This window comes from Streptomyces sp. NPDC047108, from assembly GCF_040643575.1.
Taxonomy (GTDB): domain Bacteria; phylum Actinomycetota; class Actinomycetes; order Streptomycetales; family Streptomycetaceae; genus Streptomyces.
On sequence record NZ_JBEYUP010000017.1, the window covers coordinates 88222 to 105176 of the forward strand.

The window sequence follows — 16955 nt, forward strand, 5'->3', positions numbered from 1 at the left end:
AGATCACACCCGGTTGCGGGCAGCGACTGCCCGGACGCCGGGCCCGCAGGAGCGGACAAGCCCCTGCGTACGGCCTCGCGCGGCCCTCGTCCCCGGCGTCCCGGGGGCCTTGCGCCGCCGTCAGTCGTCGTGCCCGGCGTGTGCCGTCGTGCCCGGGCTGAGTCAGTCGTGCCCGCTGTCAGTCGTCGTGCCCGGCGTGTGCCGTCCCCGCCGCGAGGCCCCCTCCGCAAGGCCTCCGCAGGGTGCGGGACGGCGTCAGGCCGCCTCCGCCTTCAGGGCCTGGGTCAGCAGCGTCACCGTCTGCTCGATCTGCCACGGCCGCGCCCCGTGATCGCTCAGGAAGGCCGAGACGGCCTCCGGCGTCGCATCGGCCGGAGGCTCCCAGCACAGCCGCCGCACCGTGTCCGGGGTGATCAGGTTCTCCTGCGGGAGGTTCAGGTCCTCCGCGAGCTGCGTCACGGCCGCCCGGGCCGCCGAGAGCCGTGCCGCCGCGGCCGGGTCCTTGTCGGCCCACGCGCGGGGCGGCGGCGGCCCGGTCACCGGCTGGCCGGGCTGCGGCAGCTCCGTCTCCGGCAGCGCCCGGGCCCGGTCGACCGCCGTCTGCCACTGGTCGAGCTGCCTGCGCCCCATGCGGTGCCCGAAACCGGGCAGCATCGCGAGCGCCTGCGCGGCCGTGGGCATCGCGAGGGCGGCCTCCACGATGGCGGCGTCGCCGAGGACCTTGCCGGGGGAGATGTCGCGGCGCTGCGCGATCCGGTCGCGTACGGACCACATCTCCCGTACGACCGCCATCTGCCGGCGCCGCCGCACCTTGTGCATGCCGGAGGTGCGACGCCACGGGTCCTTGCGGGGCGGGGCCGGGGGTGCGGCGGCGATGGCCGCGAACTCCTGGCGGGCCCACTCCAGCTTCCCCTGCTGCTCCAGCTCCTGCTCCAGCGCGTTCCGCAGGTCGACGAGCAGCTCGACGTCCAGGGCCGCGTAGCGCAGCCAGGGTTCGGGCAGCGGGCGCGTGGACCAGTCGACGGCGGAGTGGCCCTTCTCCAGGGCGAAGCCGAGGACGCTCTCGACCATGGCGCCGAGCCCGACCCGGGCGAACCCGGCGAGCCGGCCGGCCAGCTCGGTGTCGAAGAGGCGCTGCGGTGTCATGCCTATCTCGCGCAGGCAGGGCAGGTCCTGGGTGGCGGCGTGCAGGACCCACTCGGCATCGCCGAGCGCCGCGTTCAGCGTGGAGAGGTCCGGACAACCGACCGGGTCGACGAGCGCGCTGCCCGCGCCGTCGCGGCGGAGCTGGACGAGATAGGCCCGCTGTCCGTAGCGGTAGCCGGACGCGCGTTCGGCGTCGACGGCCACGGGACCCGTCCCTGCGGCGAAGGCGGCCACGACCTCGGCCAGACCGTCGGCCGTGGCGACCACCGGGGGGATGCCCTCACGGGGCTCGAGCAAGGGGACCGGTGCCGGTTTGAGGTCGGGGCCCTCGGTGGCGTCCGCCGGTGAAGCAGTGCTCCTGGGGGTTCGCAGGGTGTGGTCATCTGCGGTCTCTTGGGCATCGGTCACCCGTCAAGGGTATCCGTGGATGCACCGCGCCCGCCGACGGAACGTTCCGTCGGCGGGCGCCGTCGTCGGTCGGGACCGATGACTCAGTGGATGATCCCGGTGCGCAGGGCCACCGCCACCATGCCTGCCCGGTCGCCCGTGCCGAGCTTCCGCGCGATGCGCGCGAGGTGGCTCTTGACGGTCAGCGCGGACAGCCCCATCGAGACGCCGATGGCCTTGTTGGACTGGCCCTCCGCAACCAGCCGCAGGACCTCGACCTCCCGGCCGGACAGCTCGCGGTAGCCGCCCGGGTGCCCGGGGGCGCCCGGCGGACGGCGGTGCATACGGGCCGCGGCCGCACCGATCGGCGCCGCGCCGGGCCGGCCCGGGATGCCGAGGTTGGTGCGGGTCCCGGTGACGACGTAGCCCTTGACGCCTCCGGCCAGAGCGTTCCGTACGGCGCCGATGTCATCGGCGGCGGACAGGGCGAGGCCGTTGGGCCAGCCCGCGGCGCGGGTCTCGGAGAGCAGGGTCAGGCCGGAGCCGTCGGGGAGGTGGACATCGGCGACGCAGATGTCGCGGGGGTTGCCGACGCGGGGGCGGGCCTCGGCGATGGACGACGCCTCGATGACGTCCCGTACACCGAGCGCCCACAGGTGGCGGGTGACGGTGGAGCGGACGCGTGGGTCGGCGACGACGACCATGGCCGTCGGCTTGTTGGGGCGATAGGCGACCAGGCTTGAGGGCTGCTCGAGGAGAACGGACACCAGGCCTCCTGGGGGAGTGCGGAATTGGTCCGACCTTGGGTCAAGTCGGGGCGATCCGTGCGGGAAGGGTCACAGGTTCCTTCGGCAGCAAACCCGGGCAGCTTTAGTAAATGATCACGATTTGGTGAGTAACAATTCGGGCAATTCGGATGCACGATCGATCAGCAATGATCCAGACCGCCCAGATCGTGCTCCGGAGCGTCGCGGGCGCGCGACGCGATGCGGGTGAGGCCCGTGGGGCGGGGCCCTGCCCCCGGTGCGTACGCCCGCTCAACGAGCGCCGGGGCGGACCGGTGGCGGGGGAGCGGGCGTGAAGAACCGGGAACGGGTGGACCCCGTACGGAGGTTCAGCGGGCCGTCCCCGTACGGGAGTTCAGCGATTCACGCGGTGTGCGGTTCCGGCGCTGTGCTGCCGCACGCGCGTCCGGAGCGTACGCGGGCCCGGTGGCGCGAAGGCCGGCCGCGGTCGCGGTGCGCACGCGGCCGCGTTCTCGGGGGCAGCTCCGCGCGGCCGCGCCCCCGGGGCCGGGGTGCCGCGGCCGCGCACTTCGTCAGCGGGACTGCGGGCCCCGGCGCTGGGGCAGCGTGACCACCGCGGCCTCCGGGCCGCCCGCCGGGGGCAGGCCGCCGGTCTGACACAGCAACTCGCACCACGCGACCAGATGGGCGCCCGCGTCGGGCAGCCCGCCCTTGTTCTCCAGCGGGGTCCAGGACGCGCGGATCTCGATCTGGGTGGCGGGCGCGCGGTTCGCGAGCCCCCCGAAGTAGTGCGAGCCCGCGAGGGTCACGGTCCCGCTCGGCTCCTTGTACGCGACCCCGCGCGCCTCGAACGCTCCGGTCAGCCAGGACCAGCACACCTCGGGGAACAGCGGGTCGGCCGCCATCTCCGGTTCCAGCTCGGCCCGTACGAGGGTCACCAGCCGGAAGGTACCTTTCCATGCGTCGTGCCCCGCCGGGTCGTGCAGCAGGACCAGCCGTCCGTCGGCCAGATCGTTGCCGTCCTGGACGACCGCGGCCTCCAGCGCGTACGCGTGCGGGGCGAGCCGTTGCGGCGGTCGGGCCTGATCGATCTCCATCTCCGGTCGGAGCCGCGCGGTGCGCAGCGCCTCGACCGCCTGTCGGAAGGCGAGTGGATTCCCGTCCTCTTCCGTGTTGCCGGTGCCGTCAGCACCATCCGAGAGTCGTCCCTGAGCCGCAGCCATGAGCATGAAGGGTAGGCGGAACCGCAGCCGGGGAGGGGCAGGACACCCGGGAGCGCACCGCCTGTTCCGCAGCATGCGAAGATTCTTCGCGTGAGTGGCAACGAACGCCCGACGGGCCAGCAGCAGACCAGCACCGCAGCCGCCGAGTCGGCGTTCCTCAAGGCCTGCCGGGGCGAGCCGGTGCCGCACACCCCGGTCTGGTTCATGCGGCAGGCCGGGCGCTCACTGCCCGAGTACCTGAAGGTGCGCGAGGGCATCCCCATGCTCGAGTCGTGCATGCGGCCGGAGCTGGTCACCGAGATCACTCTGCAGCCGGTGCGCCGCCACAAGGTCGACGCGGCCATCTACTTCAGCGACATCGTCGTCCCCCTCAAGGCCATCGGCCTGGACCTCGACATCAAGCCCGGCGTCGGGCCCGTCGTCGCCGAGCCGATCCGCACGCGCGCCGATCTGCAGCGGCTGCGGGCGCTGGAGCCTGACGACGTGGCGTACGTGACCGAGGCCATCGGCATGCTGACCGGCGAGCTGGGGTCCACCCCGCTCATCGGCTTCGCCGGTGCGCCCTTCACACTGGCCAGCTATCTCGTCGAGGGCGGTCCTTCCCGCAACCACGAGCACACCAAGGCCATGATGTACGGCGACCCGGAGCTGTGGGCCGACCTGCTCGACCGGCTCGCGGACATCACCTCCGCCTTCCTCACGGTGCAGATCGAGGCGGGCGCCTCGGCGGTGCAGCTCTTCGACTCCTGGGTGGGCGCGCTCGCCCCGGCCGAATACCGCCGCTCGGTCATGCCCGCCTCGTCCAAGGTCTTCGACGCGGTGGCCGGGTACGGCGTCCCGCGCATCCACTTCGGCGTCGGTACGGGCGAGTTGCTCGGGCTGATGGGCGAGGCCGGGGCCGACGTCGTCGGTGTCGACTGGCGGGTGCCGCTGGACGAGGCCGCGCGGCGCGTCGGTGCGGGCAGGACGCTGCAGGGCAACCTGGACCCGGCGGTGCTGTTCGCGCCGCGCTCCGCGGTGGAGTCGGCCGCGCGTGAGGTGCTGGCCTCCGCGCGGGACCTGCCGGGGCACATCTTCAACCTGGGGCACGGCGTGCTGCCGGCGACGGACCCGGACGCGCTCACCCGCCTCGTGGACTTCGTCCACTCGCAGACACAGGCCTGAGGGCGTACCGGTCAGGGCGTACCGGGTCAGGGCGGGCCAGGGCCCAGCAGCGTGAAGGCGCCGTACGCGGCGGAGGCCGCGGCCGCCGCCGCGAGGACCGCGGCGGCCCGGGCCCGCCACAGCCGGACCAGCGCCAGCGCCGCGGGCAGCAGCAGCGGGAAGGCCGGCATCATCAGACGCGGCCGGGACCCGAAGTAGCCCGCCCCGACGAGTGAGACGAAGACCATCGCCGCCGTGAACACCACGACCGGCAGCGGCTGCCGTTGCCGCACCAGCAGCCACAGCAGCCAGAGGACGAGGGCGAGCGCGGCGCAGAGCCCGAGCCCCGCGAAGACGTTCGTCGTGAGGTTCTGCCAGACGAAACCGGCGAGTGCCCGGCCGCCGTCGAAGCCGTTCCCCCACTGCCCCTGGACCTCGAAGTAGGCGAAGAGGCTGCCGTTGCGCACCGCGACGTAGAGCACGTACGCGAGCCAGCCCAGCGGGGCGAGCAGGACGCCGAGCAGCATCCGCCCGTGCTCGCGTACCAGCTCCCGCGGGCGGGAGCCGCCCCGGTACGCGCGGACGAGGGTGACCGCCGCCGGGATGGCGATCGCCGCGACGACCGCCACCGCCGACGGCCGGGTGAGCCCCGCGAACACCGCCAGGGTGCCCGCCGCGATCCAGCGCTCGGTCAGCACCGCGTACACCGCCCATGCGGCCAGGGCCGTGAACAGGGTCTCGGTGTACGCCATCGACTGCACGAAGGCCGTCGGGTACGCGCCCCACAGCGCGGCGAGCAGCACACCCGCGCGCCGTCCGTGGAGACGGGCGCCGACCGCGTAGATCCCCCAGGCCGCGACCAGTGAGGCCGTCCAGGAGACCAGGAGCCCGGCGTCCGGGACGCTCAGCGGCGTGATCTCGGAGATGCCCCGCTCCAGGGCGGGGAGGAGGGGGAAGAAGGCGAGGTTGGAGTGGACGGCGCCGTCGGGGGTGAGCGCTTCGTAGCCGTAGCCCTGGGTGGCGACCCGCGCGTACCAGAGGGAGTCCCAGCGCGCGCTGAGCAGCGTGTGCGGGTCCTTGCCCGCGACGCCGGCGGCCGCGGCCAGCACGAGCAGACCCAGCAGCCGCACGGCCGCGTACGCCTGGAGCGCGGGCGCGGCGGCCCGCAGGGCGGTGGTGACGCGTTCGCGGCGCGGCGCGCGGGGCGGTGCGGGGGCGGTGGGTACCGCCCGGGTGAGCTCGGGCATGGGGGCGATTATCGCCCGGACGGGCCGGTGGCGGCCCGCCGGGTCCGGGCCGGGGAGAAGGCCGGTGGTCACGGGCTCACGGGACGCCTGGTGGGCCCGGGGGCGGCGCGGTCGGTCCCCTTGGCCGTCGTCCTTCGCCTGCGGTTCGGCCGCCGTCCTTCGCCTGCGGTCGGTCCTCCCCGCGGGCGGTGCCGCGCCCGCGGTCACTCCCCCCGCAGGTCTCGCGCCACCGCCGCCTTCGCCTTGCGCGCGGCGACCAGCACCGGATCCCACACGGGCGAGAACGGCGGTGCGTAGCCCAGGTCGAGCATGACCATCCGGTCCACCGTCATCCCGGCGGTCAGGGCCACGGCCGCGATGTCCACGCGCTTGCCCGCGCCCTCGCGGCCGACGATCTGCGTGCCCAGCAGCCGTCCCGTGCCGCGTTCGGCGATCATCTTCACCGTCATCGGGCGGGCGTCGGGGTAGTACCCGGCCCGGCTCGTCGACTCGGCCGTCACCGTCACGTACTGCAGCCCGGCCTCCTTCGCCTGGGACTCCAGCAGGCCGGTCCTGGCGATCTCCAGGTCGCAGACCTTGCTGACGGCCGTGCCCACGACGCCCGGGAAGGTCGCGTAGCCGCCGCCCACGTTCGTCCCGATGACCTGGCCCTGCTTGTTGGCGTGGGTGCCGAGCGGGATGTGGCGGTGGCGGCCGGAGACCAGGTCCAGCACCTCGACGCAGTCGCCGCCCGCCCAGATGTTCTCGTGTCCGCGCACGCGCATCGCCTGGTCCGTGAGCAGGCCGCCCGCATCGCCGAGCGGCAGCCCGGCGCGGCGGGCGAGCCGGGTCTCGGGCCGTACGCCCAGGCCGAGGACGACGACGTCGGCCGGGTACTCGGTGTCCTTGGTCACGACCGCCGAGGCCCGCCCGTCCTCGTCCGTCCGGATCTCGGTGACCTCGGCGCCGGTCACCGTCTCGATGCCCAGCCCGCGCATCGCGTCGTGCACGAGCCGTCCCATGTCGGGGTCGAGCGTGGACATCGGCTGCGGTGCGCGTTCCAGGACGGTGACCCGGCAGCCGCGGTTCACCAGGGCCTCCGCCATCTCGACGCCGATGTAGCCCGCGCCGACGACGACCGTCCGCAGCCCCGAGCCGCGCTCCCGGAGCCCGCCGATCAGGGCCTGTCCGTCGTCGAGCGTCTGGATGCCGTACACGCCCGGCGCGTCGATGCCGGGGATGTCCGGGCGCAGCGGGCGGGCACCGGTGGCCACGACCAGATGGTCGTAGCCCTCCCAGTGCTCGCCGTCGCCGTTCTCCAGGTCCTGGACGCGTACGCGCTGGCGGGCGGTGTCGATCTCGGTGACCTCGGTGCGCAGCCGCAGCCCGATGCCGCGCCTGCGGTGCTCGATGGGTGTACGGGCGACCAGGCCGCCGGGCCCCGAGACCATGCCGCCGACCCAGTACGGGATGCCGCACGCGGAGTAGGAGGTGTAGTGCCCGCGCTCGAAGGCCAGGATCTCCAGCTCACCGGGGCCCTTCAGTCTGCGCGCCTGGGACGCGGCGGACATGCCCGTCGCGTCCCCGCCGATGACCACCAGCCGCTGCGCCCGCGCCGTCATCGCGTCGTCCCTCCTCAAGGGCGCGCGGTGTGCGCGCTCCGGTCCACGCTACGGGCGCGGGGCGGGTCAGTCCTCCCGGTTCTCCTCCGGGGAGCCCGCTCGGGGTCCTTCCGCGGCCGCGGCCGCCTCCGCCGGGGACCCGGACTCGGGCGCGGGCCCGGGGCGCGCGGGGCCGGGGACGGCCACCGCGGGCGCGGGAGTGACGCCCCGTCGGCCGTTCCGGGGCAGGCGTGCCCGCGCCACGCGCCAGACCAGGACCAGCAGCATCAGGGCGGCGGCGAACGGCAGGACGGCTCCGGCCGCGACCGCCAGCAGGCGCGCCGTCGTCACGAAGGCGTTCCAGCCGCCGCCGAGGGCGTCCGTGAAGCCGGTCCCGTCGTCCTCGCCGTCGTCCGGGCGGGGTGCGGTCTCGGTGAGCCGCAGCGTGATCGTCGCCATGGCCGTACGGTCCCTCAGCGACTTCTGCTGGGCCTTGAGCGCTTCCAACTCCGCCTGCCGGGTGCCCAGTTCGCCTTCCAGGGTGACGATGTCCGACAGGTTCCCGGCCCGGTCCATCAGCTCGCGCACCCGGGCGACGCTCGCCTGCTGCGACTTGATGCGGCTCTCGACGTCCACGACCCGGTCGGTCACGTCCCGCGCCTCGACCTGACGGGAGATCAGCTTCCCGGTCCCTGCGAGGTCGTCCAGGACGCGCTCGAACTCCGCCTGCGGCACGCGCAGCACGACGCTCGACCGCTCGTGGCCGTCCCGGTCGCGGTCGGTCGTCTCGTCCCCGACGTAGCCGCCCGCGTTCTCGGCGGCGGTACGGGCCTCGTCGGCCGCCCCGGGGACGGACCCGACCCGTACGGACAAGGTGGCGGTCCGGATGACGTGCGCCGGGCCGGGCTCGGGCGGTGCCTGCCGGGCCGGGGCCTTCGCGTCACCGGTACCGCCCGGCCGCTGCCCGGCGGCGTCGGCCGCTCCCTCCCGCGCCGCCCCCTCCGGCGGTGCGGCCTTCCGGTCCTGCGCCGCGCCCGGTGCGGCGGGCCCCGCCTCGCTGCGCGCCACCTCCTTCGCGGCTGTCCCGTCCGACGCGGAGTCGGAGGAACTCCCGCACGCGGCGAGGCCGAGCGAGGCGGTGAGCAGGACACCGGCGAGCACGACGCGCGAGCGGTGCCGTGCGCGCGGGCGGACGGGTGGCGGATCGTACGGAGGCCGGAGCGGTGTCGCACAGGGTGGCGCGGACGGCGGGCTGAGCAACGGACGCGGCATCGTGGTCCCCCCAAGGGCCGGTGACGTCAACTGCCCGTTGGACGGGGGCCGCCCGGGACGGGTTGCCGGTCCGCGGTCCCGAAGAGGTCACGGTCGGGACTCGTTACGGGGTCTGAGACAGTGGGGTCATGGAGCACGCCGAGCGTCGTACGGAACAGCGCGCGGGCAGCCGGATCGTGGTCGTCGGCGGCGGTATCGCCGGTCTCGCGGCAGCGCACCGGCTCACCGCGGCGGGACTGCGGGTCACGGTCCTGGAGGCGTCCGGACGCGTCGGCGGCAAGCTGCACGCGGGCGAGATCGCGGGCGTGCCCGTCGACCTCGGCGCCGAATCGATGCTCGCGCGGCGGCCGGAGGCCGTGGATCTGGCGCGCGAGACGGGCCTGGCCGACGCCTTGCGGACCACGGCGACCGCCTCCGCCTCGATCTGGACGCGGGGCGAGCTGCGGCCCATGCCGAAGGGGCACGTGATGGGCGTGCCCGGCGATCTCGCCCCGCTCGCCGCGTCCGGGGTGATCTCGCCGGAGGGCCTCGCCCGCATCGAGCAGGACGCCGAACTGCCGCGTACGGAGCCCGGCGAGGACGTCGCCGTCGGCGCGTACATCGCCGAGCGCCTGGGCCGCGAGGTCGTCGACCGGCTCGTCGAACCGCTCCTCGGCGGCGTGTACGCGGGCGACGCCTACCGGATCTCGATGCGCGCCGCCGTCCCCCAGCTCTTCGAGGCCGCCCGTACCCACACCTCCCTGACCGAGGGCGTCCGCGCGCTCCAGGCCCGCGCGGCGCAGGCCCCCGCCGGCCCGGTCTTCATGGGCATCGACGGCGGCGTGGGCCGGCTGCCGCTCGCCGTCGCGGACGCCGTACGGGCCGCGGGCGGCGAGATCCTCACCGGCACCGCCGTGCACCGCATGGTCCGTACGGGCGGGGGCTGGGAGATCGTCGCCGGCGACACGCTGATCGAGGCCGACGGGGTGGTCCTCGCCGTACCCGCCCCCGAGGCCGCGCGCCTGCTCGGCCCCGAGTCCCCGGCCGCGGCCGCAGAGCTGGACGCCGTCGAGTACGCCTCCATGGCCCTGGTCACCCTGGCCTTCCGCCGGGACGAGCTGGGCGCGCTGCCCGAGGGCAGCGGCTTCCTCGTCCCGCCCGTCGACGGCCGCACGATCAAGGCGTCCACCTTCTCCAGCCGTAAGTGGGGCTGGCTGGGCGATGCCGACCCCGGCCTCTTCGTGCTGCGCACCTCCGTCGGGCGCCATGGCGAGGAGGCGGTTCTCGAGCACGAGGACGCCGAGCTGGTCCGGTTCTCGCTGGACGACCTGCGCGAGGCCACGGGCGTGGCCGCCCGCCCCGTCGGGACCGCCGTCACCCGCTGGGACGGCGGGCTGCCGCAGTACCCGGTCGGCCACCTCGCCCGCGTGGCCCGGATCCGCGAGCACGTGGCGAAGGTGCCGGGCCTGCGGGTGTGCGGCGCGCTGTACGAGGGCGTCGGCATCCCGGCGTGCATCGCGAGCGCGCGGACCGCGGCCGACGAGCTGGTGGCGACCCTGGCGGAGGGCACGGGCGGGAGCGAGCGAGAATGAGGGCATGACTGCTGCTCCTGAGAACCCCGCGGCCGGTAGGGGCCCGAACGCCGGCAAGAAGGCCAAGGACCTCAACGAGGTCATCCGCTACACCCTCTGGTCGGTGTTCAGGCTGCGCGACGTCCTGCCCGAGGACCGCACCGGGTACGCCGCCGAGGTCGACGAGCTGTTCGCGCAGCTCGCCGCGAAGGACGTCACCGTGCGCGGCACGTACGACGTCTCGGGGCTGCGGGCGGACGCGGACGTCATGATCTGGTGGCACTCGGAGACCGCCGACGCGCTCCAGGAGGCGTACAACCTCTTCCGGCGCACGAAGCTCGGCCGCGCCCTGGAGCCGGTCTGGTCGAACATGGCGCTGCACCGCCCCGCCGAGTTCAACAAGTCGCACATCCCGGCCTTCCTCGCCGACGAGACCGCCCGCGACTACGTGTGCGTCTACCCCTTCGTGCGCTCCTACGACTGGTACCTGCTCCCCGACGAGGACCGGCGGCGGATGCTCGCCGACCACGGCAAGATGGCCCGCGGCTTCCCGGACGTCCGCGCCAACACCGTCGCCTCCTTCGCCCTCGGCGACTACGAGTGGCTGCTGGCCTTCGAGGCCGACGAACTGCACCGCATCGTCGACCTGATGCGCCACCTGCGGGCCTCCGAGGCGCGGCTGCACGTCCGCGAGGAGGTGCCCTTCTACACCGGGCGCCGCAAGCCGGTCGCCGAGCTGGTGGCCGGACTGGCCTGAGCGGCCCGCACACACGGCGACGGCCGGACCCCACGAGGGGTCCGGCCGTCGCCGTGTGCGGGCAGGTCTCGCGTCAGATCACCGGCCGGGGGATGGCGCGCCGGTCGCGCCGCTCCCTCTCCGCCTGCGTCTCCGGCTCGGGCTCGGCGTGCGGACCGCACGCCGCGTGCCGTCCCGGCGTCCGGCCGGTCAGCAGGTACGTCTCCCAGTGGCGGTTGATGCACGCGTTCTCGCCGCCGCCGATCCCGTGGGTGCCCGAGCGCCGCTCGGTGACCAGCGACGCTCCCGACAGCCTCCGCTGCAGCTCCAGCGCGCCCGTGTACGGCGTCGCCGCGTCCCGCTCGGCGGCGAGGATCAGGACCGGCGGCAGCGCGCCGGCGGCCGTCCGTACGTCGAGCGGCTTCTGCTGCTTCTCCGGCCAGAACGCGCAGGGCAGGTTCATCCAGGCGTTGTCCCAGGTCTCGAACGGGGCGGTGCGGGCGAGCCGGGTGTTGTCCTCGTCCCAGACGCGCCATTCGGTGGGCCAGGCCGCGTCGTTGCACTCGACGGCGGTGTAGACGGCGTTGCCGTTCTCCTCGGCCTCGGCGCCCACCGCCGCCGGACTCGCCTGCTCCACCAGCGGCTTGTCGTTGCCCCGCAGGTACTCCGACAGCGCGTACGCCCGCCGCGGCCAGAACGCGTCGTAGTAGCCGACCTTCAGGAACGCCGACTGGAGCTGCGCCGAGCCGACCTTCCCGCCCGCCGGGGTGCGCTCGGTCTTCGTCCGCGCCTTCTCGTAGGAGCTCAGCACCTCCTGCTGCGTCCGGCCGAGGTGGTAGACGTCGTCGTGCTTGGCGACCCAGCGGCGCCAGTCGGCCCAGCGGTTCTCGAAGGCCGCGGACTGGTCGAGGTTGTTGCGGTACCAGATCTGGCGGGGGTCGGGGTTGACCGCGCTGTCGAAGACCATGCGGCGCACGTGGCCGGGGAAGAGCGTCGCGTAGACGGCCCCGAAGTACGAGCCGTACGAGGCCCCGACGAAGTTGATCTTCTTCTCACCGAGAGCCGCCCGGACGACGTCGAGGTCGCGGGCGTTGTTGAGCGAGGTGTAGTGGCGCAGGACGGCGCCACCGCGGAGCGAGCAGCCCTGTGCGTACTCCTTGGCCCGGTTCTTGCGGACGGTCTTGTACGCCTCGTCCGGGTGGATGGGCGCGTTGGTCGGGGCCTTCATGAACTCGGCGGGGTTCTGGCAGGACAGCGGCGCGGAACGGCCGACACCGCGCGGTGCGTAGCCGACGAAGTCGTACGCCTTGGCCAGCGGCCGCCACTCCGCGAGTTCGCCGTAGAGCGGGAACTCCATGCCCGAGGCGCCGGGGCCGCCCGGGTTGAAGACCAGCGCGCCCTGGCGCTCCTTCTGCGGGCCGGTGGCGGCGACACGGCTGACGGTCAGGGAGATCTTCCTGCCGTCGGGCTGCGCGTAGTCCATCGGCACGGACACCGTGCCGCACTGCACCGGCTTCGGCAGGTTCTCGGTCTTGTGGCAGCGGCCCCAGGTGATGCCGGCCGCGGCGGCGCGGGCGGCCGCGGTGGCGGTGCCGCGGGCCTCCGGCGCGTCCTCGTCCGGAACGCTCCACGCGGCCTCGGCCGGGGGTTGGTCGCCCGGGGCGCGCGGGGGAGTGGCGCTGCCGGCGGGGGCGGTGGCGAGTGCGGTGAGGACCAGCGACCCGAGGGCGCCGTACAGCGCTACAGCTCTCACGCGTCATCCCTTCGTCTGGACGTGCCGCTTCTTCGGGAACGTCCGCTTCAACCGGATGTGATGGACGTGCCGCGCGGGCCTCGCCGGGCGGGACGCGGCGACGGGTGTCCGGCCCAGGTCGGCGACGGCTCGAGGGAGCGGGGAACTGGGCCGTTCATCATCTTGTCGGCGGAGATCGCCGGGGCCGGTCACTGACACGTGGCGGTCACTCGGTCGGCGCAGCGGCAGTTCGCCGGCCGTCGCGGGCCGGGCAGGGGGAAGGGACGGGGCGATGCGGAAGGGACGGTTCGCCGGCGCGGGGCACTGTGCCGAGGGCGCGACCCGGCGCACCTGCCTGCGGCGGTCAGCGCTCCGTGCGCGGGCGGACGTCGCCTCCGCCCTGGAGGGCGGCGCGCAGCTCGGGGTCCTTCAGGGCGGCGGGGCCGCGTACGGCGAACGCTGTCAGACCCCCGGATCCCTCCCCGCTCCGGCTGGCGGAGTCGGCGGCGATCCTCCCCAGCAGCCGCATGCCGGCCGGTGACGCCCACAGACTGCTCGTCCGCATCTCGAGCTGCGCTATGGCCAGGGCGCCCGTGACGAGCACGAGCGGCAGCGCGAACCAGGCGACGACGGGGGCCGCTCCGGTGTCCGGCGGCAGCATGAACACCGACACCGCGCCGGTGACGAGCACCAGCAGTCCGGCGAACTGCGCCTGCCGTACGGCCGTGGCGATGTTCGTGACGGCCGTGGACGGGACGGCGAGACCGGCCGCCACCAGCCGGTCGGCGAGCGCCCGTACGGCCTCCGCGGCCACAAGTGCCGTACGGACCGCGGACACCCGCGACTGGCCGTCCGGTCCGATCGCCGTGATCACCGATCGTTCGAGGTCGTCACCGCCGTCGGGGTCGACGACCGTGGCCCAGCCCGTGTGGGCGAGCAGCAGGCGGCGCTGCCGGGCCAGGGAGAGCAGTGTGAGGTCGGCGACCCGGCGTGGGCCTCCGGCCAGGAACGCGGCCTCGTAGACGGAGACGGCGGCGGGGCCGGGCAGTTCCGTGTCGCGGTCGGCGGCGCCGAACACCGCTCCCGCCGCCCGCCCCGGCACGCGCGATGCGGTGGCCGCCGCGTGGATCAGGCGCGCCGCCGAGGCGACGGCGGCGGCGCAGGCGACGAGAAGGAACAGAACCCACATACCCGTGTTTCTACTGAGGGGATGCTGTGAAGCGCCAGCCTTCTTCCAGGATGCGGACGCGGGAACTGCCGGGAGTCACGATGCGTGTCGCGCTGCGCTGTTCTCCGTACGGTCGCGACGCCTTTTCGATCGCTTATGTCTGTTATGGGGGAAAGCTTCGCTCTATGGGCTTCTGGGGTGTTGGCGACATCTCATGCTCGGGGCGTCGCCCGCCGCACCCGGTGGCGGCCGGGGTGCCGGGCCGCCCGTTCACGTCCGGGTGCCGGGCCGCCCGTACGCGCCCGGTGTCAGGCAGCCCGTACGCGTCCCCGCAGCGCCGTCACCAGCATCCGCGCGAAACGGCCGGTGGGCAGGGGTGTGGGACCGGAACGCTCCAGCCACCAGGCGTCGAGCCGCCGTCGTACCGCCGGGTCCGACACCGGGTTCCGGGCCGCGAGCCTCGCGGCCGCGCCGTTCCTCGCCGCGGTGCTCTTCGTCGTTGTGCCCTTCGCCGTCGCAAGCCTCGTCGGTGTGGTCTTCGCGGCCGTCGGCCGCGTGGGCAGCGACAGCAGGAACTCCGCGAAATCCAGCGCGTCCTGGCGGTATCCACCGGTCATCGGGTGCCCCTGGGCATAGCCGAGGAACGCGCTCCGGAAGCCCGCGCCCAGGATCTCCGGCAGCTCGGGCGCGACCTTCGCCACGACATCCGCCCGCTTGGCGGCCAGTGCGCGGCCCTGCACGCGCAGGCGCTGCCGGTCGAAGCCCTCCGGAGCCGGGGTTCCCGCCACGAGCGCGGACAGCAGCGACGCCTGGGCCAGCCCGACCCGCTGACGTGCACACCCCGCGGCCGGTTCGACCGGAGGCCGGTGCCCGCCGCTGCCCGCCCGCGCCACGCCTGCGCCGGGGGGCCCGGCGTCCAGCACCTCGCGGATCGCGGCCAGCTCGCCCGCCAGCTCCTCCGCCGCCGGGAAGTCCTCGTCCCGCTCCAGCAGCACGCCCGGCGGATCGACGCGCGACCGCAGCTCCGCGAGGACGTCCAGGACCGGCTGGGTCACCGCGTGTCCGTGGCTGTCGTGCCACACGCCGTCCTTCTCGACGCCCCCCGCCACGTGCACGTACGCGATGGCCTCGACCGGCAGCTCGTCCAGCGCCTTTGCCGGGTCCTCGCCGCGGTTGACGTGGTTGGTGTGGAGGTTGGCCACGTCGATGAGCAGCCGCACCCCCGTACGCTCCACCAGCTCGGCCAGGAACTGCCCCTCGGACATCTCCTCGCCGGGCCAGGAGATCAGCGCCGCGATGTTCTCCAGCGCCAGCGGGACCGGCAGGGCGTCCTGGGCGATCCGGACGTTCTCGCACAGGACGTCGAGCGCGTCGCGGGTCCGCGGCACCGGCAGCAGATGACCCGCCTCCAGCCGGGGCGACGCGGTCAGCGCCCCGCCCGCCCGTACGAACGCGATGTGCTCGGTGACCAGCGGTGCGCCCAGCGCATCGGCGCGCTCGGCGAGGGAGGCGAGGCGCTCGGGGTCGGGGCGTTCGGCGCCGCCGAGCCCCAGGGACACACCGTGCGGAATGATCGTGGTGCCGCGCTCGCGGAGCCGCCGCAGCGGCTCGGGGAGGTGACCCGGGCAGATGTTCTCCGCCACCACCTCGACCCAGTCGAGGCCGGGCAGCTCCGCCACCGTGTCGGCGATCTCGGGCCGCCATCCGATGCCGGTACCCAGTTTCTCCATGGTCGGCCTCCTCCCCTCGCGTGTTCGACGGTTGCCCGGGTGATGGCCCCGGCATGCCAGGTCGAATCCTGACGAGCTGTGATTCAGAGCTTGATTTGAGGTTCGACGGCGGTCGCGGGCGAGGGGTTCCCGGCTGTCCCGCCGTCCGCCGTCCTTGTGTTCCTGCGTACGGGCGCCGCGCGACGCCGTCCCCGCGCGCGGGCGGACGCGGTTCCGACGGGCGTCGGCCGCGGTGTCCCGTCGACGGGCCGCCGCAGGCCGTCCGTCCGGCGTGCGTCAGGAGGTCCCGTCAGTTCCCGTCGCCGGAGCCCGTGCCGTGGTCCGTGCCGCTCCCCGACCGCGAACCGAGCTGCGGCTTCGTCGTGGAGTCGGCCGTGGACTCGCCCGTCGGGCTCGCCGACGGCTTGGACGTCGTCTCGACTTCGTCGCCCGGCGCGATGGGGATCGGGGCGGGAACGATCGTCGAGGACGGCGGCGGCGGGCCGGTCGGGCGGGCCGGCGGGGCGGTCGCCGCGTCGTTCGCGATGGCGTCGAAATCCACCATCCCGGTCCGCTCGAGCATGGTGATGTGGTCCAGCACCGTGACGTTGGCGGCGTCGGCGAGCTGACGGACCAGGGTGTTGCGGGTGTTGTTGCGGACCGCGCCGATCTGTCCGAAGACCTTGCCGTGCGCGGAGCGCAGGAGCATCGCGAACTTCCGCTCGTACGTCACACCCTGTGCCTCGGTGAGCTCCCGCAGCCAGCCCTGCTGCTGATCGTTCGGCTCGTTCGGGAGCTCGACGCCGAGCTTGCCCGCCGCGAAGCGCACGCGTTCGTCGAGATCGGTGTGCCCGACGATCAGGTGGTCGCCGCAGTCGCGGATCGCCTTGGTGGGCGCACGCTCCATGGCCTGCTGCCCGGCGGGGAGCTCCCAGAGTCCGGCGAGTCGCACCTTGACCAGGAAGTCACGGTCCTGGGCGGAGAGCGGGCCCCACCGGGTGTTCACCGTTCCGGCGTCGAGTTCCGCCTTGCCGGTGCCGGAGCGGTCGGCGTAGGACCAGACCGGGAAGATCAGCGCGACGAGCGTCGCGACGAGCGCCGCGACGATGAGCTTCGTTCCGTTGATGTGTCGCAAGGTGTCTCGCATGCTCCTTTCGCGGCACGCGCGTCACGGGCCCGGTCGGCTGCCGGGGAGCCCGGGTTGCGTCAGCCAAGCGTGAACCGAGGGGTCGGTCAAGGCGTGTCACCGAAGCGCCCGGGCCGGCCGGGGGGCGCCGTTGAGAACCGAGCGGATATGCCCCGCGTTCAGCCGGATC

General features: G+C 74.2%; 13 protein-coding genes. 3 read left to right on the forward strand and 10 right to left on the reverse strand.

Features of this window, described 5'->3' with window-relative positions:
- Positions 1 to 255 precede the first annotated feature (255 nt).
- From ABZ822_RS26000 to ABZ822_RS26010, 3 genes are all read right to left on the reverse strand, one after another.
- Positions 256 to 1554: a ribonuclease D gene (locus ABZ822_RS26000; RefSeq protein WP_360858981.1), complete on the reverse strand. Its 1299-nt coding sequence runs from the start codon at positions 1552 to 1554 to the stop codon at positions 256 to 258.
- An 83-nt stretch (positions 1555 to 1637) separates the two neighbouring features.
- Complete coding sequence (locus ABZ822_RS26005) at positions 1638 to 2300, reverse strand: response regulator transcription factor (RefSeq protein WP_360858984.1); 663 nt, start codon at positions 2298 to 2300, stop codon at positions 1638 to 1640.
- A 551-nt stretch (positions 2301 to 2851) separates the two neighbouring features.
- Positions 2852 to 3502 (reverse strand): DUF3000 domain-containing protein, encoded by a 651-nt coding sequence (locus tag ABZ822_RS26010; RefSeq protein ID WP_360858987.1) that lies wholly within the window; start codon positions 3500 to 3502, stop codon positions 2852 to 2854.
- A gap of 90 nt (positions 3503 to 3592) precedes the next feature.
- Here ABZ822_RS26010 and hemE point away from each other — a divergent pair, with 90 nt between their 5' ends.
- Entirely contained in the window at positions 3593 to 4666 is a 1074-nt protein-coding gene (gene hemE / locus ABZ822_RS26015) for a uroporphyrinogen decarboxylase (RefSeq protein ID WP_360858990.1), read from the forward strand.
- A 26-nt stretch (positions 4667 to 4692) separates the two neighbouring features.
- On the opposite strand, the gene ABZ822_RS26020 is transcribed toward hemE, so the two are convergent.
- From ABZ822_RS26020 to ABZ822_RS26030, 3 genes are all read right to left on the reverse strand, one after another.
- The gene (locus ABZ822_RS26020) at positions 4693 to 5892 is read right to left on the reverse strand and encodes a hypothetical protein (RefSeq protein WP_360858993.1); all 1200 of its coding nucleotides are present in this window, start codon (positions 5890 to 5892) and stop codon (positions 4693 to 4695) included.
- Positions 5893 to 6095: 203 nt separating this feature from the next.
- Positions 6096 to 7493, reverse strand: a complete 1398-nt coding sequence (locus ABZ822_RS26025) for an FAD-dependent oxidoreductase (RefSeq protein ID WP_360858995.1) — start codon at positions 7491 to 7493, stop codon at positions 6096 to 6098.
- 66 nt (positions 7494 to 7559) lie between these two features.
- Positions 7560 to 8633 carry a DUF4349 domain-containing protein gene (locus tag ABZ822_RS26030; protein ID WP_360858998.1) on the reverse strand — a complete coding sequence of 358 codons (1074 nt, stop codon included), beginning with the start codon at positions 8631 to 8633 and terminating at the stop codon, positions 7560 to 7562.
- A gap of 239 nt (positions 8634 to 8872) precedes the next feature.
- On the opposite strand from ABZ822_RS26030, the gene hemG reads away from it, so the two are divergent.
- Together hemG and hemQ are read left to right on the forward strand one after the other, a co-directional pair.
- The gene (gene hemG, locus ABZ822_RS26035; RefSeq protein WP_360859001.1) at positions 8873 to 10315 is read left to right on the forward strand and encodes a protoporphyrinogen oxidase; all 1443 of its coding nucleotides are present in this window, start codon (positions 8873 to 8875) and stop codon (positions 10313 to 10315) included.
- Between the two features lie 4 nt (positions 10316 to 10319).
- Positions 10320 to 11051, forward strand: coding sequence for a hydrogen peroxide-dependent heme synthase (hemQ, locus tag ABZ822_RS26040; protein WP_360859005.1), 732 nt, complete (start codon positions 10320 to 10322; stop codon positions 11049 to 11051).
- Positions 11052 to 11124: 73 nt separating this feature from the next.
- Here the strand turns inward: hemQ and ABZ822_RS26045 are convergent, their stop codons facing one another.
- The 4 genes from ABZ822_RS26045 to ABZ822_RS26060 form a co-directional block, all read right to left on the reverse strand.
- Complete coding sequence (locus tag ABZ822_RS26045; RefSeq protein ID WP_360859008.1) at positions 11125 to 12783, reverse strand: alpha/beta hydrolase; 1659 nt, start codon at positions 12781 to 12783, stop codon at positions 11125 to 11127.
- A 343-nt stretch (positions 12784 to 13126) separates the two neighbouring features.
- Positions 13127 to 13951: a TIGR04222 domain-containing membrane protein gene (locus ABZ822_RS26050; protein ID WP_360859011.1), complete on the reverse strand. Its 825-nt coding sequence runs from the start codon at positions 13949 to 13951 to the stop codon at positions 13127 to 13129.
- Positions 13952 to 14238: 287 nt separating this feature from the next.
- Entirely contained in the window at positions 14239 to 15660 is a 1422-nt protein-coding gene (locus ABZ822_RS26055) for a DUF692 domain-containing protein (protein WP_360859014.1), read from the reverse strand.
- A 289-nt stretch (positions 15661 to 15949) separates the two neighbouring features.
- Positions 15950 to 16774 carry a DUF4142 domain-containing protein gene (locus ABZ822_RS26060; RefSeq protein ID WP_360859017.1) on the reverse strand — a complete coding sequence of 275 codons (825 nt, stop codon included), beginning with the start codon at positions 16772 to 16774 and terminating at the stop codon, positions 15950 to 15952.
- Between the last annotated feature and the right edge of the window lie 181 nt (positions 16775 to 16955).

Excerpts from the sequence above, each read along its gene's own strand:
- ABZ822_RS26055 (WP_360859014.1), bottom strand. The coding sequence starts at position 15,660 with ATGGAGAAACTGGGTACCGGCATCGGATGGCGGCCCGAGATCGCCGAC.
- ABZ822_RS26025 (WP_360858995.1), bottom strand. The coding sequence starts at position 7,493 with ATGACGGCGCGGGCGCAGCGGCTGGTGGTCATCGGCGGGGACGCGACG.
- ABZ822_RS26050 (WP_360859011.1), bottom strand. The coding sequence starts at position 13,951 with ATGTGGGTTCTGTTCCTTCTCGTCGCCTGCGCCGCCGCCGTCGCCTCG.
- hemG (WP_360859001.1), top strand. The coding sequence starts at position 8,873 with ATGGAGCACGCCGAGCGTCGTACGGAACAGCGCGCGGGCAGCCGGATC.
- ABZ822_RS26020 (WP_360858993.1), bottom strand. The coding sequence starts at position 5,892 with ATGCCCGAGCTCACCCGGGCGGTACCCACCGCCCCCGCACCGCCCCGC.
- hemQ (WP_360859005.1), top strand. The coding sequence starts at position 10,320 with ATGACTGCTGCTCCTGAGAACCCCGCGGCCGGTAGGGGCCCGAACGCC.
- ABZ822_RS26010 (WP_360858987.1), bottom strand. The coding sequence starts at position 3,502 with ATGGCTGCGGCTCAGGGACGACTCTCGGATGGTGCTGACGGCACCGGC.